Source organism: Aeromonas sp. 604282 (assembly GCF_049170575.1).
GTDB lineage: Bacteria > Pseudomonadota > Gammaproteobacteria > Enterobacterales > Aeromonadaceae > Aeromonas > Aeromonas veronii_A.
In genome coordinates this window covers 165320-188930 of record NZ_JAAKMV010000006.1, presented here as the reverse complement: position 1 = coordinate 188930, position 23611 = coordinate 165320, and the positions used below count along the sequence as shown (strand labels likewise).

18 protein-coding genes and 1 riboswitch are annotated in these 23611 nt (G+C 59.6%); of the genes, 8 read left to right on the top strand and 10 right to left on the bottom strand.

Going from position 1 to position 23611, the window contains the following annotated elements; genetic code table 11:
- Positions 1–48: 48 nt before the first annotated feature.
- Positions 49–161, bottom strand: a riboswitch (TPP riboswitch).
- 271 nt (positions 162–432) lie between these two features.
- From aerA to G5367_RS09785, 3 genes are all read right to left on the bottom strand, one after another.
- On the bottom strand, positions 433–1896 hold the full coding sequence (gene aerA / locus G5367_RS09795) for an aerolysin AerA (protein WP_236368271.1): 1464 nt from the start codon (positions 1894–1896) through the stop codon (positions 433–435).
- A gap of 260 nt (positions 1897–2156) precedes the next feature.
- Positions 2157–2642: a hypothetical protein gene (locus G5367_RS09790; protein WP_376901790.1), complete on the bottom strand. Its 486-nt coding sequence runs from the start codon at positions 2640–2642 to the stop codon at positions 2157–2159.
- An 86-nt stretch (positions 2643–2728) separates the two neighbouring features.
- Positions 2729–3151, bottom strand: coding sequence for a hypothetical protein (locus G5367_RS09785; protein ID WP_005340092.1), 423 nt, complete (start codon positions 3149–3151; stop codon positions 2729–2731).
- Positions 3152–3239: 88 nt separating this feature from the next.
- Here G5367_RS09785 and G5367_RS09780 point away from each other — a divergent pair, with 88 nt between their 5' ends.
- Both G5367_RS09780 and G5367_RS09775 read left to right on the top strand, forming a co-directional pair.
- Positions 3240–3908 carry a response regulator transcription factor gene (locus tag G5367_RS09780; protein WP_005340090.1) on the top strand — a complete coding sequence of 223 codons (669 nt, stop codon included), beginning with the start codon at positions 3240–3242 and terminating at the stop codon, positions 3906–3908.
- Positions 3905–5149 (top strand): sensor histidine kinase, encoded by a 1245-nt coding sequence (locus tag G5367_RS09775; RefSeq protein ID WP_421244930.1) that lies wholly within the window; start codon positions 3905–3907, stop codon positions 5147–5149. The genes G5367_RS09780 and G5367_RS09775 overlap by 4 nt, the downstream gene beginning before the upstream one ends.
- A 95-nt stretch (positions 5150–5244) precedes the next feature.
- On the opposite strand, the gene rimK is transcribed toward G5367_RS09775, so the two are convergent.
- The gene (rimK, locus tag G5367_RS09770; protein WP_005340088.1) at positions 5245–6141 is read right to left on the bottom strand and encodes a 30S ribosomal protein S6--L-glutamate ligase; all 897 of its coding nucleotides are present in this window, start codon (positions 6139–6141) and stop codon (positions 5245–5247) included.
- A 231-nt stretch (positions 6142–6372) separates the two neighbouring features.
- Positions 6373–10068, bottom strand: coding sequence for a methionine synthase (gene metH / locus G5367_RS09765; protein WP_421244943.1), 3696 nt, complete (start codon positions 10066–10068; stop codon positions 6373–6375).
- A 216-nt stretch (positions 10069–10284) separates the two neighbouring features.
- Between metH and G5367_RS09760 the strand changes: the two genes are divergently transcribed.
- The 6 genes from G5367_RS09760 (at position 10285) to melR (ending at position 17413) form a co-directional block, all read left to right on the top strand.
- Complete coding sequence (locus tag G5367_RS09760; RefSeq protein WP_021231596.1) at positions 10285–11562, top strand: cation:proton antiporter; 1278 nt, start codon at positions 10285–10287, stop codon at positions 11560–11562.
- A gap of 506 nt (positions 11563–12068) precedes the next feature.
- Positions 12069–12245: a hypothetical protein gene (locus G5367_RS09755; RefSeq protein ID WP_005340085.1), complete on the top strand. Its 177-nt coding sequence runs from the start codon at positions 12069–12071 to the stop codon at positions 12243–12245.
- Between the two features lie 270 nt (positions 12246–12515).
- Positions 12516–13538, top strand: a complete 1023-nt coding sequence (locus G5367_RS09750) for a LacI family DNA-binding transcriptional regulator (protein WP_421244931.1) — start codon at positions 12516–12518, stop codon at positions 13536–13538.
- Between the two features lie 114 nt (positions 13539–13652).
- A complete protein-coding gene (gene nhaC / locus G5367_RS09745) occupies positions 13653–15116 on the top strand; it encodes a Na+/H+ antiporter NhaC (RefSeq protein WP_421244932.1) in 1464 nt (487 codons plus the stop codon).
- A 1-nt stretch (position 15117) separates the two neighbouring features.
- A complete protein-coding gene (locus tag G5367_RS09740; protein ID WP_421172684.1) occupies positions 15118–16299 on the top strand; it encodes a MalY/PatB family protein in 1182 nt (393 codons plus the stop codon).
- A 193-nt stretch (positions 16300–16492) separates the two neighbouring features.
- A complete protein-coding gene (melR, locus tag G5367_RS09735; RefSeq protein ID WP_421244933.1) occupies positions 16493–17413 on the top strand; it encodes a transcriptional regulator MelR in 921 nt (306 codons plus the stop codon).
- A 52-nt stretch (positions 17414–17465) separates the two neighbouring features.
- Here the strand turns inward: melR and G5367_RS09730 are convergent, their stop codons facing one another.
- The 5 genes from G5367_RS09730 to G5367_RS09710 all read right to left on the bottom strand — a co-directional run bounded on the left by G5367_RS09730 (position 17466) and on the right by G5367_RS09710 (position 23583).
- Positions 17466–19052, bottom strand: coding sequence for a hypothetical protein (locus G5367_RS09730; RefSeq protein WP_421244934.1), 1587 nt, complete (start codon positions 19050–19052; stop codon positions 17466–17468).
- 58 nt (positions 19053–19110) lie between these two features.
- On the bottom strand, positions 19111–20511 hold the full coding sequence (gene melB / locus G5367_RS09725; protein ID WP_421244935.1) for a melibiose:sodium transporter MelB: 1401 nt from the start codon (positions 20509–20511) through the stop codon (positions 19111–19113).
- Positions 20512–20555: 44 nt separating this feature from the next.
- A complete protein-coding gene (locus tag G5367_RS09720) occupies positions 20556–21908 on the bottom strand; it encodes an alpha-glucosidase/alpha-galactosidase (RefSeq protein WP_421244936.1) in 1353 nt (450 codons plus the stop codon).
- A gap of 202 nt (positions 21909–22110) precedes the next feature.
- Positions 22111–22620 (bottom strand): GNAT family N-acetyltransferase, encoded by a 510-nt coding sequence (locus G5367_RS09715; RefSeq protein ID WP_421244937.1) that lies wholly within the window; start codon positions 22618–22620, stop codon positions 22111–22113.
- Positions 22621–22761: 141 nt separating this feature from the next.
- Positions 22762–23583, bottom strand: a complete 822-nt coding sequence (locus tag G5367_RS09710) for an HDOD domain-containing protein (protein WP_216979606.1) — start codon at positions 23581–23583, stop codon at positions 22762–22764.
- Positions 23584–23611: the final 28 nt, after the last annotated feature.

The following is a 23611-nucleotide window of genomic DNA, read 5'->3' as shown; positions in this document are numbered from 1 at the left end:
ATCCCTTCGATGAGCGGAAGAGGCTTGCTCCTCCTCCGGCGCGGTAACCCGCAAGTTACCCTTGTTCCCTTCGCAGGTTTTAACCTGATCAGGTTCCACGGATCCCGAATTAACGGTCTCAGCTTCGCGTCGTTCGACGGTCAGCACTCCGACAAGATGGCGCCAGTATAAGGGGGAAAATTTAAAGCACAAGCCGTTAACAATCTGGCCAACACGCCTCTTTCAACAAATGAGTGAACGATGCCTCGCTCACGGGGCCACCCCAAGTACAGGTCAAACCTGCGTTGGCATCACCTTGGCAAGCCATAGCTTCCTGTTGTAATCATGCAGGGACAAGAGGAGAAAAAGAGGGAAAATCGAGGGGCGCTGGGCAAGTGCATCATCTTGCGCAGAACAGAAACAGGCCCCTATGAAAGGGGCCTGTGAGGGAGGTTATTGAACCGGAACTATGGTCAGGGATACATTGCCAAACCCTTCGTTGGCAAGAGCCTCGCTGTCCAGATCCACACCGGTAAGCGCCACCTCATCGGCAGAGGCACTGCGCAGCTGGGCAGACTTCGCGGAACGAGTCTGGGGCTGACCAATCTCGATATCGCCGGCAAACTGGCTCTCGGCATAGAAGTCACCGGTCACTGCCGAACGGATCGGGCGCAGCACACGACCCAGGTTATTCTGCATGGTCGACAAACCATACTCGCTGATGGTCCAGTTCCAGTCCCACCACTTCACTTCACCCGGGATATAACGCTTGTCCCACTGGTAGCGGATGCTGCTCGCCTTGTCGCGGAACGGGCCGACGGCAAAGGTGTGCTCCCAGGTCGGGCGATTCTCAGGATGGGTATACCAGGCATTGCCGCCCCAACGCAGGAAGCCCTTCATGGTCAGGTCATAATTGACCTCGGCCTTGAACTCGTAGGGGTAGGAGATGTTGGACTTGTAGAGGGCAACCCGCACCGGCAGGCTGGAGTGAGGCGGCACCGTGGGGCGCGCTTCAACCGAGACGGTCTCGGTCGTCGAGCCCCCTTTCTGGGAGGCCCAGCTCTGGCTCGCAGCGATCTCGATGGCCAGTTCGGTTTCCCCCACCAGCGGCCACTGAAACTTGTTCTTGGTGGTCACCTTCTCGCTCAGGCTGTAGGTGTCGGTCTTCGACCAGTTGGTGGCCTTGTCGTACTTCAGGGTCACCACCACCTGCTGAGGCAGATCCGTGTAGTTGGTCGCATTGGCCGTGATGGTCTTCACCAGCTGCTTGCCGCTCTCGGTGACCTGACCATGGCTGAAGGAGTCGGGTTCCAGGGTATATGAGAAGTTGCTTACCTTGATGGAGCTCTTCTCCCCGCAACGATATCCGGAGCAGCCGCCGTCATTATTTCCCTTTATCAACCAGCCATCGCCAACCCGGGTAACATCCATATCCTCCCCGACATAGGGGCTATGATTTCCACCCACCCAGGCGTATCCCAAATAATGGGCGAGATAACTGACTGGCTTGATAAAATAATCATTGTCGTGGACAAGCCGCCATTGCACATCGACCTCATCACCCGCCGGAATATTCCAGTCAGAGAGTGTCGGTATTTCTCCGGAAACCGGTGAGTTGGGATAGCACCAGGTTTCTCCGGCAGTGCCCTGTTTGATTTCGCCATTATATCCCGGCCCCATGATCACCCAGCGATCCGCCAGCCCGGTGATCTGCCACTGCCCCATGCGGCTGACCAGATTACCCTTGATACTCATGGCTTCATCGCGGGTCAGAGGACGATAACCACTGGCACAGACGCCCGTGCCAAGACCCGCCCACTTGACCTGATCAGGGTAGACAGGTTCAGCCGCCTGCACCTGAGCGAGCATCAATGAAGACGCCAAAAACGCCAGATTGGCGGTAATTATTCTATTCATCATTTATCCCTCTTTCAGACATACGATAATTGTTATTGTGTAGAAATATCCTTTTTCATTTGACAGGTATGGACTCCGACAAAACCTGACACAAATAAAATAAACCACCAAAAAACATCCATGACAAACAAAATAATGGTGGTATAAGAAAATAATTAGAGCGATGACTTTATTGAGGAATAAATCATAAATATTGTGGCAGCCATTATTTAATGGCTGCCACAATATGGTGAAACCATATTAAATAAGATGATGCTGAATTACTCTTCCGGATTGATCACTTCAATTCCCTTCAATATTCCATCCGCCGAACGGATCAATACCAGCTCGCTCCCGGCATGCAGATCGGCGGCGGAACCGTTGACCCAGCGCACCTGCGGATTGAGTCGCACAGTGCCCAGGGTGGCCAGCGTGAGCTGCCGGTCATCGAAGGATTGCAGGCGATCTTGCGCCCGCCGCCAGGGCTGATTGACCAGCGGGGCTCTGGCGGCCAGCAGCTCAATCCGGGTGGCAACGCCATCAGCCACCAGCAGAGCGAGCTGGTCGCCGGGTTTGAGTGGCTGCGGCCAAATCTCCCCCTGCCGCCAGATGGCGGCACTGCCCTGCTCCACCTCGGCCCCCTGAAATTGCAGGCGGATGCCGTCGCTGTGCTCCAGCTCCACCAGCCACAATTCGTCGGCTCCCGCCTGCGCCGCCCAGAGCGGCACACCCAGCATCCATGCACACCACTTTCTCGATTGTTCCATCTTCGTTCGTCCCTGAACAAAAAGCCCATGCTGGACAAGCATGGGCTTCATTCGGGAGCATTTCTAATCGGAACGCAGAGATCGGATCAGTCATCCTCGCGACAGCGGCTCAGGCGCATGCCGTCAAACTTGCACTCCAGCTCAAGCCAGCGCCCTTCAAACGGCGCCAGACTGTTATCCGAAGTGGTGTAGCCCCAGATCCGCCCCCCTTCCACCGGCCCCTCCAGATCCATCTCGTCCTTGTCATCTTCGTCGAGGGCTTCGACCTTGCGCACATAGCGCACGCCGTTCTCCACCACCCCCTTCATCTCGACCCAGGTACCGCCGAGATCATCCTCGTTGAGCCAATCCTTGAAGCGGGTCTGGTCGTCGATCACGAACGGCATGCCGTTGACCATCAACTGGCCAAGCTGCCAGGTGGTGCGGCCGGTCAGTTTGAATTCGGTCGCCTGTGCGGTGCCAAGTGGCAACAAGATCAGCAACAGGAGGGCGCAGAGAGACTTCTTCATCAGGGATCCTCGGGGTTACACTGGCAAACAGGATGCCGAATCCGGTGTGAAAAGAGCGTGAAACGCTCACCAACCAGGAGAGCAAAGCATGAAGATTTTGGTAGTGGAAGACAATCCTCAGGTGGCGGAAACCATCATGGATTATCTGGAGCTGGCCGGTCACCGCCTCGATTGTGCCTATCACGGTCAGGCGGCGCTGCAACTGCTGGAGGAGCAGCGTTTTGACGTCATCATCATGGACGTGATGATGCCGCGCCTCGATGGCCTTAGCACGGTGGCGCGCCTGCGCGAGCAGGGGATTGCCACTCCCGTGCTGTTTCTCACCGCCCGCGACAGCCTGGAAGACAAGCTGGCAGGCTTCAAGGCGGGAGGGGATGACTATCTGGTCAAGCCGTTCGCCATGGAGGAGCTGGAGGTGCGGCTGCAAGCCCTCAGTCTGCGCGGCCCGCGCGGCGATGTGGGGGCCATCAGCTTTGGCGATCTGACGGTCGATGTCGCCAGCGGCCGCGCCACCCGGGCCGGTGAGCCCCTCAAGCTCGGCAAGATCCCGTTCCGGATCCTCGCCCTGCTGGCCCGCCGCGCCCCCGCCATCGTCAGCCGTCAGGAGGTACTCGACACCGTCTGGGGGGATGAGGAGCCCGACTCCGATGCCCTGCGCAGCCATATCTACGCCCTGCGCAACGCGCTCGACAAACCCTTCCCCACACCCATGCTGGAGACCTTGCACGGTCAGGGCTACCGACTGGTGAGCGCATGAGTCTGCCGAGCCTGCGCCGCCGCCTGATCATGGCGCTCGGCGGCGCCGGGGTGGTGCTGCTGATCCTGCTCTCCGGCTTGATGCTGGTGGCCGAAGACAAGATGGAGGAGCTGAGCCTGCGCCACTGGCTGGAAGCCGAAGTGACCCGCTACAGCGATGACTGGCTGCGACTCGGCCCGGCTGCGGCGGCTCCAAGCCCCAGACAGTTCTCCAGCTACTGGACCGAGGCGGGCCGCTTACCCAAGTGGTTGAAGCCCTACCAGACTCCCGGCTTTTTCGAGCACCAACTGGGCAAGGAGGACAAACACTTTCTGGTGGCCCGTCACCCCTCCGGCGAGGGACTGCTCTATCTGGTGTTCAACGACGACGCAGACGACTACCTCGACCCCTACGAGGACAAGCTGCATCTGGCGACCCGGCTGATCGGGGTGACCCTGCTGCTCGCCTGCCTCGGCTTCGGCATCTGGCTGGTGCGCCATATCACGGGGCCGCTGCAACGGCTGCAACAGAGGGTCGCCCACCTCACCCCGGATCAGGCGGATTTCGAGCCTGACGCCCCTTGGCAGGAGCTGCGGGATATCGAGCTGGCGCTGCTGGCCGGCAAGCAGGAGGTGAGCGCCGTATTCGCTCGCGAGCAGGAGTTCAGTCGCTTCGCTAGCCACGAGCTGCGCACCCCCAACATGGTGATCCAGGGCTCGGCCGCCCTGCTCGGCAAGGTGACGGACTTGCCCGCACCGGCCGCCCGCGCCACCACCCGCATCCGCGCCGCCGCCGACGAGATGGCGCTGCTCACCGAGACCTTCCTGCTGCTGGGCCGCAAGGAGGCAGTGGAGCGACCGCTGCAGCAGGTGACCCCGCTGATCCGTCAGGAGCTGGCCCGCCTCGCCCCGCTATTGCAGCGGGAGGCACTCGATATCCGGCTTAATCTGGACGAGAGCAGCGAAGTAAACGCCCCCCTTTCCCTGCTCGCCATCGCCCTCGGCAACCTGCTGAAAAATGCCCTGAGCTATGCAGAGGGACATATCGACATCGAGCTGTGCGGCCCGGTGCTCACCATCAGCAACCCGACGGCGGCGGCGCCGGATCAGATCCTCGGCTACGGCTGTGGCCTCACCATCATCCAGCGCATCTGCGAGAAGCTGGGCTGGCAGATCGACACCCGGCTGGAGGATGGCGTATTTAGCGCCCGGCTGGCGATGATCGCCGCCGGAGAGTTCCCTCTCCCTTTGGGAGAGGATTAGGGTGAGGGCGCAGTGGCACCGCCAACCCACCAGCCAGATAGCAACAAGGCGCCCGAGGGCGCCCTGTTTCTATCTGACAGATGCAAGCCTAAGGCTCACTCCGCTGGCTTGTTCTTGCGGCTCGCCTTGAGTTCGAGAAACTCGATGATCTTGCCCGCAACATCCTTGCCGGAGGCAGCTTCCACCCCTTGCAGGCCGGGGGAGGAGTTGACCTCCAGCACCAGCGGGCCGCGGGCGCTACGCAGGATATCCACCCCCGCCACATCCAGCCCCATGATCTTGGCGGCCTGCACCGCGGTGGCGCGCTCTTCCGGGGTGATCTTGATCGCCTCGGCGGTACCGCCACGGTGCAGGTTGGAGCGAAACTCTCCCGGCTGGGCCTGACGGCGCATGGCGGCAACTACCTTACCGTTGACCACCAGACAGCGGATATCGGCGCCATTGGCCTCGCGGATATACTCCTGCACCAGAATGTTGTTGTTGGTCTGGATAAAGGCCTCGATCACGCTCTCGGCGGCCTTCTGAGTCTCGCACAGCACCACGCCAATCCCCTGGGTTCCCTCCAGCAGCTTCACCACCAGCGGCGCCCCGCCCACCATGGTGATGAGGTCGGGCACGTCGTGGGTGCTGTGGGCATAGCCGGTGATGGGCAGGCCGATGCCATGGCGGGAGAGCAGTTGCATCGCCCGCAGCTTGTCGCGGGAACGACTGATAGCCACCGAGCTGTTGAGGGCCATGGTGTTCATCATCTCGAACTGGCGCAGCACGGCGGTGCCGTAGGCGGTAATGCTGGCCCCGATCCGCGGGATCACGGCGTCATAACTTCCCAGCTCCCCACCCTCGTAGTGAATGGAGGGGTTGTGGGAAGCGATATTCATATAGCAGCGCAGGGTGTCGAGCACCTCTACCTGATGACCGCGCGCCTGCGCCACCTCGACCAGACGGCGGGTGGAGTAGTTTTTCGGCTCACGGGATAAAATGGCGATCTTCATGACAATTCCGCTAGAAGGCTGTGCCTGGGCAGGATGGGGCGGGAGAGTATAAGGTGCCACAGCGCCAAGACAACGCCAATTGTTTATCCTGACAACAAGACAAACCACGCCAAACCGCACGCAACCCGGTCACTGTGACCAACAGGTTAAACGGCGGCTCTGCGCAGGTTGTTCAACCCGTGCAAGGATGCCGCCGTTTCTCGTTAAAGATCAACCGGTGTCACGCGGAAATCAGTTCAGGTTTGGCCCCAACCAGCGCTCGGCCTCGGCCAGCGTCATACCCTTGCGGGCGGCGTAATCTTCCACCTGATCGTGCTGGATCTGCGCCACCGCGAAGTATTTGCTCTCGGGGTGGGAGAAGTACCAGCCCGATACCGCAGCCCCCGGCCACATGGCGTAGGATTCGGTGAGCTGCATACCGATAGCCTGCTCCACCTCCAGCAACTCCCAGATGCACCCCTTCTCGGTGTGCTCCGGGCAGGCCGGATAACCGGGCGCCGGACGGATGCCCTGATAGTTTTCGCGGATCAGCTCCTCGTTGCTGAGGGCCTCGTCGGGAGCATAACCCCAGTGCACCTTGCGCACCTGTTCGTGCAGGTACTCGGCAAAGGCTTCGGCCAGACGGTCGCACACCGCCTGAATAAGGATGGCGTTGTAGTCATCGTGCTGCGCCTTGTAAGCCTTGGCGATGGCCTCCTCACCGATACCGCCGGTCACCGCGAAGGCGCCGATCCAGTCCGGTTTGCCGCTCTCTTTCGGCGCCACATAGTCCGCCAGACAGTAGTTGGGGAAGCCCTGCTTCTCGCTCTGCTGGCGCAGGTGATGCAGCACCTTGATGACCTCGGTGCGGGACTCGTCGCTGTAGACCTCGATGCTGTCCCCTACCGCGTTGGCCGGGAACAGGCCGATCACCCCGGCGCAGCGCACGCTCTGATCCTTTTCCAGCTGGTCCAGCATGGCGTTGGCATCGGCAAACAGCTTGGTCGCCTCCTCGCCGATGATCTCGTCCTCAAGGATGCGCGGGAATTTGCCCGCCAGCTCCCAGCTGAGGAAGAACGGCGTCCAGTCGATGTAGGGGCGCAACACCGAAATGGCCACATCTTCGAACTTCTGCACCCCGAGCTCGCGGGGCTTGGGGGGCTGATAGCCAACCCAATCCAGCTGATGCCGGTTGGCGCGGGCGTGGGCCAGACTGACCGGGCGGGAGCGCGGCTGCTTGCGGGCATGCTGCTCCCGGGCAATCTCGTACTCCTTGTCGATGCGGGCGACAAATGCCTCCTTGAGATCCGGGCTGAGCAGGCTCTGGGCCACCCCTACCGCACGGGAGGCGTTGGAGACATAGACCACTGGCTCCGAGTAGTTCTGCTCGATCTTCACCGCAGTGTGGGCCTTGGAGGTGGTGGCACCGCCGATCAGCAGCGGCAGCTTGAAACCCTGACGCTCCATCTCCTTGGCCACGTGCACCATCTCGTCCAGCGAGGGGGTGATGAGACCAGACAACCCGATGATATCGGCGCCGACCTCACGCGCAGTCTTGAGAATGGTCTCGCAGGAGACCATAACCCCGAGGTCGACAATCTCGAAGTTGTTGCACTGAAGCACCACCCCGACGATGTTCTTGCCGATGTCGTGCACATCCCCTTTCACGGTCGCCAGCACGATTTTGCCATTGCTGGAGCCACCCGACTTTTCCGCCTCGATATAGGGCTGCAGATAGGCCACCGCCCGCTTCATCACCCGGGCCGATTTCACCACCTGCGGCAGGAACATCTTGCCCGCCCCGAACAGGTCGCCGACCACGTTCATGCCATCCATCAACGGCCCTTCGATGACGTGCAGCGGCTTCTCGGCGCCAGCGCGTGCCTCTTCGGTATCCTCTTCGATAAAGTCGGTGATCCCCTTGACCAGCGCGTGCTCCAGCCGCTTGCCCACCGGCCAGCTGCGCCACTCCTGATCCCGCGGATCCTCAGCCTGGGCACCGGCACCGCGATACTTCTCGGCGATGGCCAGCAGCTCCTCGGTGGCATTGTCATTGAGGTTGAGCACCACAGCCTCGACCTTCTCTTTCAGCTCCGCTGGAATGTCTTCATAGATGGCGAGCTGACCCGCATTGACGATCCCCATATCCATGCCGTTCTTGATGGCGTGGTAGAGGAAGACGGCGTGAATGGCTTCGCGCACCGGCTCGTTGCCGCGAAACGAAAACGAGACGTTGGAGACGCCACCGGAGATCATGGCGTGAGGCAGGTGCGTTTTGATGTCCTTCACCGCCTCGATGAAGTCCACCGCGTAGTTGTTGTGCTCGTCGATGCCGGTCGCTACCGCGAAGATGTTGGGATCGAAGATGATGTCTTCCGGCGGGAAACCGACCTGATCCACCAGGATCCGGTAGGCACGCTGGCAGATCTCGAACTTGCGGGCGCGGGTGTCGGCCTGCCCCGCTTCATCGAACGCCATCACGATGACGGCGGCGCCGTAGCGGCGCAGCAGTTTCGCCTGCTGAATGAACTTCTCCTCCCCCTCTTTCATAGAGATGGAGTTGACCACCGGCTTGCCCTGCACGCACTTGAGGCCCGCCTCCAGCACCTCCCACTTGGAGGAGTCGATCATCACCGGCACCCGGGCGATGTCAGGCTCACCGGCGATGAGGTTCAGGAAGCGCACCATGGCAGCTTCGGCGTCCAGCATCCCCTCGTCCATGTTGATGTCGATGATCTGGGCGCCGTTCTCTACCTGCTGCTTGGCAACATCGAGCGCCTCGTCGTAGAGCCCCTCCTTGATCAGCCGCTTGAACTTGGCTGAACCGGTAACGTTGGTGCGCTCACCCACGTTCACGAACATGGATTCAGGGGTGATGATCAGCGGCTCGAGACCCGACAGGCGGCAGGCCACCGGCAGCTCGGGCAGCACGCGCGGCTTGATGCCCGCCACGGCGTCCGCCATGGCGCGGATATGGGTCGGGGTGGTGCCGCAGCAGCCACCGACCAGGTTGAGAAAGCCGCTTTGGGCCCACTCGCGGATATGCTCCGCCATCTCGACGGCATCGAGATCGTACTCGCCGAACGCATTGGGCAGACCGGCGTTGGGGTGGGCGCTGACGCAGGATTCGCTGATGCGCGACAGCTCCTCCACATACTGGCGCAGCTCATCTGGCCCAAGCGCACAGTTGAGGCCGAACGAAACCGGTTTGACGTGGCGCAGCGAGTGGTAGAAGGCTTCGGTGGTCTGGCCCGAGAGGGTACGACCGGAGGCGTCGGTAATGGTGCCGGAGATCATCACCGGCAGGCTGTAGCCCAGCACCTCGAACACCCCTTCCACCGCGAAAGCCGCGGCCTTGGCGTTGAGGGTATCGAAGATGGTCTCGATCAGTATGATGTCGGCGCCGCCCTCGATCAGGGCATGGGTCGATTCGGTGTAGGCGGCCACCAGCTGGTCATAGGTGACGTTGCGCTTGCCGGGATCGTTCACATCCGGCGAGATGGAGGCGGTACGGTTGGTCGGGCCCAACACCCCTGCTACGAAACGCGGCTTGGCGGGATCTTTTGCCGTCCACTCGTCTGCCACGGCGCGGGCCAGACGGGCGGCTTCCCGGTTGATCTCGGCGGAAAACTCTTCCATCTCGTAATCGGCCATGGCGATGCGAGTGGCGTTGAAGGTGTTGGTCTCGAGAATGTCGGCCCCGGCAGCGCAATACTGCTCGTGGATCTCGCGGATCACCGCCGGACGAGTCAGCACCAGCAGATCGTTGTTGCCCTTGATGTCGGTATGCCAGTCAGCAAACCGCTCACCCCGATAATCCGCCTCCCCCAGCTTGTAGCCCTGGATCATGGTGCCCATGGCCCCGTCGATGATCAGGATCCGCTCCCTGAGGCAGGCTTCCAGCTTCTTTGTTACGTCCGACTGCTTGCTCGGCTCTCTGCTCGACATTACGTTCGACACCGCGTGTTCCTCTTACATCCATGCAACTGCGTAAACAGCATCCTAACAGCAAACAAATAAAATGGAAATCTAGCCGTCTATCAGTCCAAACACGCCGCCATATACTCATTTATGGGTAATGAGTAACATAGGGCCCGAGAGTAACCTATGCCCGTCCTGCATAGGAATACGTGCTTGCTGTCTACCAACGAGAAAAAAATAACTATGAGCGTCTACTACACACTCTGTTTTCTGGCAGCGTTGGCGATTTTTATCGCCTTTGCCAACCAGTATGTTGTGAAGATCCAGACCACCATCGCCATTACTGCGGGCTCCATGCTGATCTCCGCACTGCTGGTGCTGTTTGGCAAACTGGGTTGGTTCAATCTGGAACCTCTTGCCGTCAAGACCATGGAGAGCATCGACTTCCAGAACTTCCTGCTGAAGGGGATTCTGGGCTTCCTGCTGTTCGCCGGTGGCCTTGGCATCAACCTCAAGGCGCTGCGTAGCCAGAAGTGGGAGATCACCATTCTGGCCATCATTGCCACCCTGCTCTCCACCTTCCTCATCGGCTACGGCTTCTGGTTTATCGCCAAGCTGCTGGGCTGGGAGTTGCCGCTGGTCTACTGCATGCTGTTCGGCGCGCTGATCTCCCCCACTGACCCGATTGCCGTACTGGCCATCGTCAAGAAGATGAAAGCGCCACCCCAGATCGCCATCCAGATCGAAGGGGAATCCCTGTTCAACGACGGTGTTGGCCTCGTCATCTTCGCTACCGTGTTTGCCGTCGCCTTTGGCGGTGTCGAGCCCACCTTCGGTAGCGTAGCCGGTCTGTTCCTGCACGAAGCCCTCGGTGGCATCCTGTTCGGCGCAGTGCTGGGCCTCATCGCCCACGTGATGATCAGCGCCACCGACGACGGTTCATTGGAGCTGCTGCTGACCCTCTGCATCCCGACCGCCGGCTTTGCCTTTGCCAACATGATCGGCGTCTCTGGCGCACTGGCCATGGTGGTCACCGGCATCATGATCGGCAACTGGACCCGTCACTCCGGCTTCTCCGAGCAGAGCAGCCATCACCTGGATCACTTCTGGGAGTTGATGGACCAGTTCCTCAACGCCCTGCTGTTCCTGCTGATCGGTCTGGCGCTGGTACTGCTGGATCTCGCCTGGCGTGACTGGATCCTGCTGGTCATTGCGGTGCCGCTCTGCCTGGGTGCCCGCTTTATCAGCGTGTCGCTGCCCTATGTGGCTTTCCGCCGATTCCGCAATTACAACACCTTCTCGGTGCGGATCCTCACCTGGGGTGGCCTGCGCGGTGGTCTGGCGATGGCGATGGCACTGGCACTCCCCTCCGGCGTCATGATGATACCGGAACATGGCGTCGACCTGCGTCAGGTCATCCTGGTGATGACCTACTCGGTGGTGATGTTCTCCATCGTGGTGCAAGGCATGACCATCACCCCGATGATCACGGCTGCCAAAAAGGCCTGTGGCGACTACTGAGTCGGCCCACTGTGCTGATTGCAGAATGAGAGAGGGCTCCCGTCGGGAGCCCTCTTGTTATGGCGGATAGTTGCGAATATTTGCTGCTGATAGCCCCTTGATTACACAGAGGAAAAGCGTACTGACTTCAACATCGGCAAATTATTGTTTGCTTTTTATTCATTTCGAGGAGAGAATGCGCGCCGGCTAGTTAATCAGCCCTGTTTATGTTTACCCTGCAATGCTTCACCTCACGATGAATCCTGCCAGTACCCGCATAACCTTCTTCTGATTTACTCGCCTTGAGAACCGTCAGGCTGTCTGCCTGCGTTGCCCGGCTCTCACGGTGCAGACCCGATCTGCCCACCCAATTTGATTTATGCATCAGCATATTCCTTGAAAGTGCAGACGCCCCTTAACCGGGCTGGGTATTCCTGCGCGCTTGTCGTTCACCCAATCGACCGCGCCCATTGACCTGACATTTGCCAATACAAGGAGCAAACACCTAATTTATATAGAGAAATACCATGATGAAAGCAGTACAAACACACAAGCCCCTGCGTCGTAGCAAGCCCATCAACCTGCCTGTGCAAGAGCACGACAATGATGCGTTTCTGATCCAGTTCAGCACCCGCTTCAGCGGCGGTTTCGCCATCTCCTGTGATGGTATCGCTGGCGAGTTCTCCATCGAAGACCTCAACTGATCCTGCCTGCCCTCCGGCAGCGCCCGATGCAGACAGGCCGCAACTCACGGCGGCCTCTTTGCTTATCCCCCTCTGCCATCATCTGGTGATAGTACACCCCGCATCGTCTCTGCTCCTTCCCTTAACCTCTTTATCTCATTCGCCTTGCAAACCACCAATGTGCCACTCCGATCACAAATCGCAGTAAAGCGAACCGCAAGAGGTAGCTGACATACCGAGTTGTCGTTATAAGAGAGCCCCTTATCTCCGGAGTATGAACAAGGCAATCAGATGGCCACCATCAGACAGGTCGCAACCCTCGCCAAGGTCTCGACGGCAACCGTCTCAAGAGTGATCAATAACTCTGCCCATGTTGAACCGGCGACCAGGGAACGGGTAGAGAAAGCAATGCGTGCGCTCGACTATCGACGCGACATGGCGGCAGTGGCTCTGGCAAAACGCAGCGGCAATATGCTCGGCCTGTTGACCGGCAATCTGGCCGATCCCTTCTTTGCCAGACTGGCCCGCGGAGTAGAAGCCATCAGCCGGCAGCACGGCTTTCGGTTGATGGTCTGTAGCGGGTCCCATCAAAGCGAGCAGGAGCAGTATGGGCTCGAGTTTCTGATCAATCAGGGCTGCGAAGCCATCGTTGCCCATACCACTCGCCTCTCTGACGAACTGCTGCTCCGTTACGCCTCACACATGCCAGCACTCATTCCCATCAATCGCTATCTGCCCGAGCTGGCTCACCGCAGTGTCTGGCTGGACAACCGGGCAGGCACCCGAGCCGCCGTCGACCATCTGGTGGCTCAAGGTCATCGCCGGATCGGCTTCATCACCTGTGATTTGCCCATCGCCGATCGGCAGCTCCGCCTGGAGGGATATGAGCAAGGAATGGCTCACTATTATCTGGCACTCAAACCACAGTGGGTTATCAGCCAGCCCTTTACCGAGGAGGGGGGCGAACAGGCGGCGGCGCGCTTGCTTGCTGAGTGCCCCGAGGTAACCGCCGTGCTCACTTTCAACGATGTGATGGCGGCAGGCATGATGTCGCACCTGAGGAAATGCGGGCGACGGATCCCTGAAGACCTGTCGATTATCGGTTTCGATGACATCATGCTGGCCCGCTACCTCTACCCGACACTGACCACTCTGCACTACCCCATTGAGACCATGGCCAAACGGGCTACCGAGCTGGCCATCACCCGACTGCAACAGCAGGACCCGGGCCCGGAGATCCATGAGTTCACCCCTGCACTGGTCATTCGCGAGTCGGTTATCCCCCTGACGCAACCTCCCCTTCTGCGACCATGATCACGTTCCAGAACACCATGTAACCGGTTACATGGCTGGCGTGCAAGGCTCACATTTCCACCAGGCTGCTCGCCCCACAATGGCGCCATGTTCTGAAACGATGGATCAACTGTGATGAAACAAGAGAGAAAGACCCTGACCCTGGGGCTTGCCACATTACCCATTCTGGTGATGCTGGGGCTCCTGATCGTTGGCTATGTTCTGATGGGATTGCGCATTGAGCCACTGCTCCTGCTGTCCGCCATCTTCACCGCACTGCTCGCCTGCTGGCAGGGATATAGCTGGGACGAGATCATCCAGTCCATCGTCCAGAAGCTGGCCAAGGCGATGCCGGTCATTCTGATCCTGGTCTGTGTGGGTGGATTGATTGGCAGCTGGATGTTCAGCGGCACCATCCCTTACATGGTCTATTGGGGGCTCAAGCTGATCAGCCCGCAATACATTCTCATTGCGGCCTTCTTCATCACCAGTCTGGTCTCGGTCTGTACCGGTACCTCCTGGGGATCAGCGGGCACCGTCGGGGTAGCCCTGATGGGGGTTGCGCACGGTCTGGATGTTTCGCTGGCAGCGGCAGCCGGGGCGGTGGTGTCAGGCGCCTATTTCGGCGACAAGATCTCTCCTCTCTCCGATTCGACCAACTTCGCCGCCATTGTGGCCGATACCACCCTCTACGCCCATATCCAGCACCTGCTCTGGACCACGCTGCCCAGCTTCCTGCTGGCTGCCGGCGTCTTCTTCGTCGCCGGTTTTTCAGTCATCGGTGAAGAGGTGGCCACACCGGAGAAGGTCATCACCATCCTGTCCACACTGGAGCAGCTCTACCACTTCAATCCTCTCCTGCTGCTGCCCCCGCTGATTGTGCTGTGGGGGGCGATCGCCAAGAAGCCCACTATTCCCTTGATGCTGCTGGCCAGCGCCATCGCCATTATCCTCGGGATTACGTTGCAGGGATTGCCGCTACAGTCCGGTTTCAATGCCCTGATCGACGGCTTCAACCTCACCATGTTCACCCCGCAGGGTCATGACGTCAGCCAGCTGCTCCCCGATATCCCCCGCCTACTCAATCGCGGTGGCATGTTCTCGATGATGAGCACCATTCTACTAGTCTTCTGCGCCTTCTCCTTTGCCGGTGTACTGACCCTGACGGGGGCGCTCGACCTCATCATCAATCGCCTGCTGACCCTTATTCACTCCACTGGCCAATTGATCGCCTCGACCATTGCCACCACCCTGCTGGTCACCGGTGCCACCAGTGACGGCAAGCTGGCCCTGCTCATCCCGGGCGAGCTGTTTCAGGACGCCTACCGTCGCATGGGGCTGGATACCAAGAACCTCTCCCGCACCATAGAGGATGCGGGCACCGTGATTGAGCCCCTGATCCCCTGGACGGCTGCTGGTGTCTATATGGCGGGCACCCTTGGCATCCCGACGCTCGATTACCTCCCCTGGGCCATCCAGTGCTATGCCGCCCTTTTCTTTGCCCTGGGCTACGGCTTTACCGGTATTGGCATCGCCTATGCAGACCGGAAAGAGGTGACAGAGGAGCCGCGGACCATGACAGTGGCGGAGGAGCGATAAGATGCCGGAGCACAACTTTGACCAAGTGATTGATCGCCACAATACCAACTCCATCAAGTGGGACTGTATGCCCCAGTACCTTGGCATCGACGGCAGCGATCTTCTACCCATGTGGGTATCCGATTTCGACTTTGCCTGTCCACCAACCGTGCAGCAGGCACTGCAACGGCGGGTCGCCCACGGCGTATTCGGATACAGCGAGCGACGGGATGACTACTTCAGCGCCATACAACAGTGGTTTGCCCGGCGCCATCAGATCACCATAGAACGGGAGTGGATCCACTCCGTCGAGGGGGTGATCCCCGGCATCTCGCTGCTACTGCAAATGCTGACACAACCCGGAGAAGGGATTGTTGTCCAGGGCCCCTGTTATGGTTCCTTTGCCAAGATCATCGCGCTGAACGAGCGACGACTGCTAGATAACCCGTTGCTGCGAAAAGGGAATCGCTACGAGATGGATCTGCCGCAGCTGGCACGTCTCTTCATGGTGGAGCGCCCCGCCATGATGATCCTCTGCAATCCCCACAACCCGACCGGCAGGAGCTGGACGTTCACCGAGCTCTATGAACTGGCGACCCTGTGCCAGCAACACGGCGTGACGCTGGTATCAGACGAGATCTGGGCCGATCTGCAACTGGCTGGCCATCGGCACACCTCGGTGCTCTCCCTGCCGCCCCATTTGCTGCCCAACATGGTGGTGGCGACCTCTGCCAGCAAGAGCTTCGGTCTCTCCTCGCTGCGCATCTCCAACTTCATCATCCCGGATCCTGCGCTGCGCCAGCGCTTCAAACAGCGTCTCGATGCCCATGGTCTGGATGTATTCAATGCGCTCTCCATGGAGGCTGCCACTGCGGCCTATCAGCACGGCGAGGCATGGCTAAACGGGCTGCTCGCCTATCTGACAGATAATCGCCACTGGTTTGCCGAGCAGCTGGCAACCCGGTTGCCCCGTCTGCAACTGATGGAGGCCGATGCCACCTATCTGGCCTGGATCGATTGCCGCCAGCTGGAGCTGGATGACGATGAGCTGAAACAGCGGCTTATCGAAGAGGCGAGAGTTGTCCCGTCGATGGGGATCGGCTTTGGCAAAGGGGGGCAGGGCTTTATTCGCCTCAATCTGGGCTGCCCGCGCAGCTATCTGGAACAAGCACTCACCGGACTGGAGCGGCTGGTGTCCAGATGACATCGCAGAGCAGGGGACAACAGGGGTAGAGCATGCCACCCCGCTGTCTCCTGCATACCCCAACTGTGAGTTCACCGGCAGTTTCCTGCTCTGGTGCACCACAAGATGCAATAACGGAACGACCGCCACAGGCAGAGACTCGGAATGGTGATACAAACAGGGTCTCTTCAATCCACCTGATAACGATGCCTGCATGATGACGAAGCTTGAACGCCCCTACTTTTCCAGCGTGCACGAGACCGATGAGGGGCTAAGCAGCCCCCTCTCGCTCTACTCCGTTTATGAGGCGATCGATGTGGAACTGCGGGCTCCCCACGAGATGGCCGGTTACCACTGGCATGGCCAGGTGGAAGTCAACATCCCGTTCGACGGTGATGTGGAGTACACCATGAATGGCCAATCCTTTACCCTAGCGGCAGGGCATGCAGGGTTGTTCTGGGCGGCCATCCCCCATCAGCTGACCCGTATCGGCCACTGCTCGCAGATGGGTCTCATCAATATACCGATCCATCTGTTTCTCTCCTGGCCCATCAATCGGGAGCTGCTGAATCAGGTCACCCATGGCGGCGTACTGCAGTCGCGATCAGCCATGCTGGTGAGCGAGTTTGAACTGACCCGCTGGGTCACGGAGAGCCGGATGGATGACCCTGGCCGTCAGCAACTGGTTGCCGACGAGATCTGCATGATGTTGCGGCGCCTAGGGCTGGATGGCTGGAGCCGCCTGCTCGCCAACCACAGCAATCAGGGGACGACGACGGGTGCCTCAAAACACTCCCAGTTCCATGTGCAGCAGATGCTCGAATACATTGCCGCCCACCATGATGCCCCGCTCACCACCAGGGAGCTGGCCGATCATGTTGGGTTGCACCCCAACTACGCCATGGGGCTGTTTCAGAAGGTGATGCAGATGAGCATCAAGCAGTACGTCACCGCGATGCGGATCAACCATGCCAGAGCCCTGCTCAGCGATACCGACCGCACCATCCTCGATGTCGCACTGACGGCAGGTTTCAACTCCAGCAGCCGCTTCTATGAGACCTTCCAGCGTTATCTGGGGCTGACACCGAGTCGCTACCGCCAACTGAGTCGGGAACGGGCCAACTCTTCGCAGTAAATTCCCAAATAAAAAAGGGGCTCACGCCCCCCCTGACTCAATCTCTCACCGCTTAGCGGGACGGTACCGATACATTCACTCGTCCACCCGGCGGCACAGTCACCTCGACCGCACTCACAGTGACTCCGTTGAGGCGCTGCATACGCGCCTTGCGCAGCTTGCCATCCACCAGCAGGAATCCGTGGTTGCCCGGGAAGCGGGCCTCCCAGAACAGCGCGCGCGGCCCCGTGTTGCCCAACTTGCTGGCGGTAACGCCCTCATGGCGCAGTGACAACCGGTGGGCCCCGACCGGCAGTTGCTCGATGGCTACCCAGTCGATGAAAGCGGGCAATCGGGACAGGGTTGCCACTCGGTGCGCGGCCGCATCCGGCTCAACCCCCATCATCCCCTCCACGGTCTGCGACACCAGCGTAAAGGAGATCTCCGGATAGTCGCCATTGGTGCCCTGACTAGGCCGCTCATGGGGGAGATTTCGCTTGGCCAGAATGTAGCGCATCCAGCGCCACGCCTCCTCGTTGCGCTGATAGGGGAAATAGGTATCCGGCAGATAGGTGTAGGCCTCGATGTTGGCGGGTGCCTGTGGTGTCGAGCCGCTCCCCTCGCCCACCATCTCGCTGATAAAGTCGAGATAGCGGTCATTGCGCGGCCCCGGCTCTGATAGCCGCTTCATCGGAATAAACCAGCTGTTCTCCTTGCCAAAATCGTTGCGCTTGCTGAGATTGCTGTCGAGGATGCGGGCATAGTGGCCCTGCTCATCCCCGGCAACCCGGCTCCACTCCTCGTTGAAGTAGAGCTTCAGCAGCACCGCCTTGCGCTGCCAGACTTGCGCCGCCCGCTTTTCACCGCGAGCCTGCAGCATAGCGGCATAAGCCAGCGTCGCCTGATACTGGGAGCCGATGGCATCGGCTGCCTCTATCGGGTGCTCACCCCGCTCGTTGTAGGTGCAGGATCCCTGGAAAATACCTCCCTTGCCCTCGGCGATCCCGTTGGGGTGCTGCTCATCATGCAGTGCGATGAAGTCGGTCAGCACCTTGCCGTAAAAGGACCACAGCTCGGGATCCTCGATATAGCGGCGATCGCCGCTCCAGAGGTAGGCGTGGTAAGCCTTCTCCACCAACTCGAACTGGGCGGGCACCTCGCGCACGAACCAGCTGTCGTCCTTGTAGTCGATGGTGTGGGGAAAGCCATCAAAGTTGAAGGCCCAGAGGGTATACCACTTGCGCGCGTCGGTGGCATTGCGAGCAAACACCTTGAACATCGAAAAGTTCTCGGCGCGCCAGCCAGCAATCTCGGCACCGGCAACCTGATGGGCAAAGTCGCGTCCGTAAAAGGCAGTGCGATCGTAATAGCCGGCCCAGTAGGAGGGGATGTAGTCATGCAGACCGGTGCCATCCCCCTCCGGGTGGTACTCGTCCTTGTTGGTGACGCCACGCTGGCCGGTCATGATGAACTGCGCCGTTTTGGCGGCCGCCCAATTGAACCCTTCCGCCAGTTCTGTGCTGGAAGAGCTGAGATGCACGGCCGGTTGCGATGCTGCCTCCACTCCGGCGGCGACCGCCGGCTGCGCACAGAGGGTAGCGATGCCTGCCGCCATCATGGCGCATGAGAGACGGGCCCGGCGACTCATTGGATATCCCATGTTCAACTCCTTTGATGATGAACGCCGACCCCAAGGTCGGCGTTATAGGTGGAAGAGATCAGCTGGCCGCCGCCTGCGCCTGCTTAGCCTCGATACTTTCGGATTCATATTTGCACATCAGATGATCTACCACCTTGCTCTGGTAGTGGCCGTTGAGCTTGTAGAAGCGGAAGTAAACAAACAGGGTCAGGGCAAAGAAGATGGCCGGCAGCACCACCATGATGGCCTGCATGCCGAAGAGGGTTTCGGCACTCTGCACCGCATTGGGGACATAACCGACCAGAGTCAGCATGACACCGATGAAGAAGCCGGCGAAGGCCGAGCCAGCCTTGACCACCATGGTCTGCACCGAGTAAGCGATGCTCTCGTTGCGGGTGCCAAGCTTGTACTCGCCATAGTCGACCGTGTCGGCGACCATGATCACCTGCAGCACCCAGAACAGGGCGGTACCTATGTGGAGCAGGATGCCGGAGAGGATGATCAGCGCGACATTCTGGGGAGCAATGAAACCGATATACATCAGCATCAGGCAGCTCGTTATGGGGCAGAGTGAGGCCAACGCCCAGAGCACCCGCCGCGAGATGAAGCGGGCCAGCCGCGGGAAGATCATCAGGGTGATCAGGTTGGCGATGCCCCCGTACATCATGAAGCTGGGAAAGAGGGACTCCTGACCAATCACATAGGTAAAGTAGTAGATGGCGAAGGCGGTGATGGTGTTGTTCGCCACGTTGTAGCTGAGCGCCATAAACAGCACGCTGGTGAGCTGATCGTTGCGGAAAATAAGCTTGACCGAATCCATGATGGTGGTGCGCTGCTGACTGACAGTGGGGGTCGCGGCCGAGCTGTAGCGCTCCTTAACATTGCGCAGGGTGACCAGAGTCGAGACAAGAAAGAAGGCGACCAGGATGAAGGTGAACATCAGAAAACCGTGGGCCTTGTCCCCCTGGCCAAAATAGTCCACTACCTTGAGGCCGATGGCACCGGTAATGAGCCAGGATAGACTGGCAAAGAAGCGGGGATAGGGAACCAGTGCCTCGCGCTCGTGCTTGTCGATGGTCAACGTTGGCACCAGCGACCAGAAGGGTATATCCATCAGGGTATAGGTCATGCCCCACAGGATGTAGGTGATGGCCACATAGACGAGCAGGGCCGTCCCTTCGAAATAGTGGGCACTGAACACCATCACCAGGGCGATGGAGTTGACCACTGTACCTATCAGTATCCAGGGTTTGAACTTGCCCCAACGGCTGCGGGTATTGTCGACAATCCACCCCATGATGGGGTCATTGACCGCATCCCAAATCCTGGCAATCAGAAAGATTGTGCCGACGAAGGCAGCCGACACCCCCACCACATCCGTGTAATAGAACATCAGGTACATGTAGACGATGCCGATGGCAAAATCCTTGCCGAAGGCCCCGAAGCCATAGCTCAACTTGGTTTTCAGCGAGACGCTCATGGTTTATCTCCTTGGGGGTTAAGCCCCCCGCAGGGGGCTCTTGCTCAGCCGTGAATCCACTCCGGCAACCAGCCGCGGTGGGCTTCAATCAGTTCGTCGATCAGGGCGTAGATCTCGTCCATGCCAAGCACTGCTGCGGTGTGGGGGTCGAGCAGGGCTGCATGGTAGATGCTTTCCCGCTTGCGCTCGGTGATCGCCTCGGTGACCAGCGCCTGCACGTTGATGTTGGTGCTCATCAGGGCGGCCAGATGGGTTGGCAGCCGACCGATGGCGGTGGGCTGAATGCCGTTGGCATCCACCAGACAGGGCACCTCCACGCAGCAGCCATCCGGCAGGTTGGTAATGAGGCCGTCGTTTCTGACGTTGCCATAAATGACGCTGGGCTCACCGCTCCAGAGGGAGTTGATGATGACGCTCGCATACTCGTTCGATTCGGGCACCTCGACCCGTTCGGCCTGACGATAGGCAGTGAGGTCATCCTGCCAGCGGGCAATCTGCTCGACGCAGCGCTTGGGATACTCGTCGAGCGGCACCTTGTAGCGCTCGATGAGATCGGGGCGTCCCGGCTTGATGAAGTAGGGGGTGTACTCGGCAAAGTGCTCGGAAGATTCGGTAACAAAGTAGCCAAACTTCTTGAACAGCTCGTAGCGCACCAGATTCTGGCAACGCTGGTTGTGGTGCAGGCCGGGTTTGGGGGCAGTCCCCGCTTCATAGGCAGCCAGCAGCTCGGGATAGAGATTGACGAATTCGCCGCTCTCCAGCTGATGCTCAAGGGTCAAATAGAAGGCCATGTGGTTGATACCGGCACAGCGATAACGCAAGGTCGCCGGATCGATGCCGAGATCACGGGCCAACTCGTGCGCCGTTCCCTGCACCGAGTGGCACAGTCCCACCTGCTTGATATGAGGGAACTGTTGATACATGGCCCAGGTGTTCATCGCCATCGGGTTGACGTAGTTGAGCATGGTGGCGTCGGGGCACACCTCGCTCATTACCTCGCACACCCGCCAAAGATGAGGGATGGTGCGCAGTGCCCGCATGATGCCGCCGGGCCCAAGCGTATCGGCAATGGTCTGTTCGAGACCGTGGCGTTTGCACACCTCGAAATCGGTCACGGTACAGGGCTCGTAACCGCCGATCTGGAAAGCAACGATGACAAAGTTGGCCCCTGCCAGCGCAGGTTTCAGCTCGGTATGGCAACTGAACAGCCCCTTGGCACCGCTGGAATCCATCAGCTTGCGCACCACAATCTGGGACTCTTCCAGCCGCTGTGGATCTATGTCCATCAGGGAGATGTTGGCATTTTTCAGGGCCGGTTTGTGAAACACATCCCCCAGGATGTTCTTCACAAAGATGGTAGAGCCTGCGCCGATAAAGGTGATATTGGGAGTTCTCATGTCCATTGCTCCAATGACGGTGAAACCAGTGTGCCTACTATGCAGGGCTGGTCCCGTCAGGTGCGTCTCGCTTACGGAACAGAGACTCCCAAAAACTCATTTTTGATGGGCTGGCTGACAAGATCTTAGGAAACGGGACACTTGTTCCCGAAAGTGGGGCTCCCCTCTCCTGGCATCGACCGGCTCACAGACAGCCGGAACGTTACTCCGTTACCCCGGATTCGAGCAGCAGGCACTCATCGGCATCTTCGCTCAATTTGACCAGTCGACTGTGCACCAGCCCCAGCTTGGCCAGCAGGCCGATGGATCGCTCGTTGCCCGGAGTGACGATGGCAACTACCTGCCCGATCCCCAACCGGCTTTTGCCATCGGCCAGAGCAGCCTGCGCCGCTTCGATGGCATAACCCTGACCGCGATACTGCGGCAGGAAGGCGTAGCCGATATCTTCACGGGGCAAGCTGTCGCGCTTGATAAGGCCGCAGATACCGAGGCTGGCGCCATCTTCCCTGCGCTCGACCAGATAGAGGCCGTGACCATGACGGGCATAGCTCACCGCCGGTCCCTGCTGGATATACTCCTGCGCCTGTTCCAGGGTACGAATGCCCCGATCACCGATGTAGCGATAGAAGTCACCGTCATTGAGCAGCTCAAGAATAAAGGGGGCATCGGCGATGGTCAGTTCACGCAGAACGAGACGGGGGGAGGTAATCATGGCAAGGGCTCTCTCAAAACAGGCGAAGTCAGCAGAGTGCCCCCTCGACAACCGACTGACAAGCAATAGCGGGCTCACGGCCATGAAAAGGGGGCCAACCTCGGCCCCTTTTTACGATGTCACACAGCGGTAGCAGAGTGGTCAGGCAGCCAGCAACCCGGCATAGCCATTACCCTGCTCGCGCAGCGCAGTGAACTGGGCGGCACAATCGGCCCAGCTCAACCCCAGCGCATCTGCCACCTTGTGGGGCCACTCGGGTGGCGCCTCTTCCCCCACATCGGATTGCGCAGCCAGCACGATCGCCAGATGGATCAACCCGGCCTCGGGAGAGAACTCCTTGGCCAGCATGGGGTTGTAGTGATACTCCACCGCATTGCTGATGGTCTCGGGGAACTTCCAGTAACGTGCCATGGCCGCCCCGACCTGGGCATAGTTGAAGCCAACCACCAGCTCTTCCGCCTTGGCCCGCCCCTTGTGCAGCTCCAGATCGTGGATGTGATGGACGGTGTTTTCCGGCAGGCCCACATGCATCACCAGTCGGCCAAGATCGTAGAGCAGGGCGCAGGTAAAGACCTCATCCCCCTTCATCCCCTTCTTCACCGCCAGACGACGGGCCAGCTCCGCCACGTTGAACACGCTGCCCCAGAAGTGTTTGAGGTCAATGCCGGGCACCGCAGTGACCGATTCGGTGAGCCCGCAGGCCAGCACCATGTTGCGTACCATCGCCAACCCCAGCCGCACCGAGGCTTCATTGACGGTGCCGATCTGGCGACTGCTGCCGAACTTGGCCGAGTTGGCCAAACGCAACAGCTTGGCGGAGATGACAGGGTCCTTGTTGATCAGCTTGCTGATCTTGAGCAGATCCGGATCCTTTTCATTGAAGGTCTGGATCAAATCGCGCATCACTTCCGGGATCTGGGGTAGTAGCTTGGGCTCAGCCAGCAGGGAATCTATCGTGGGCATAGGCGTGTCCATCCATGTTATCTGTGTT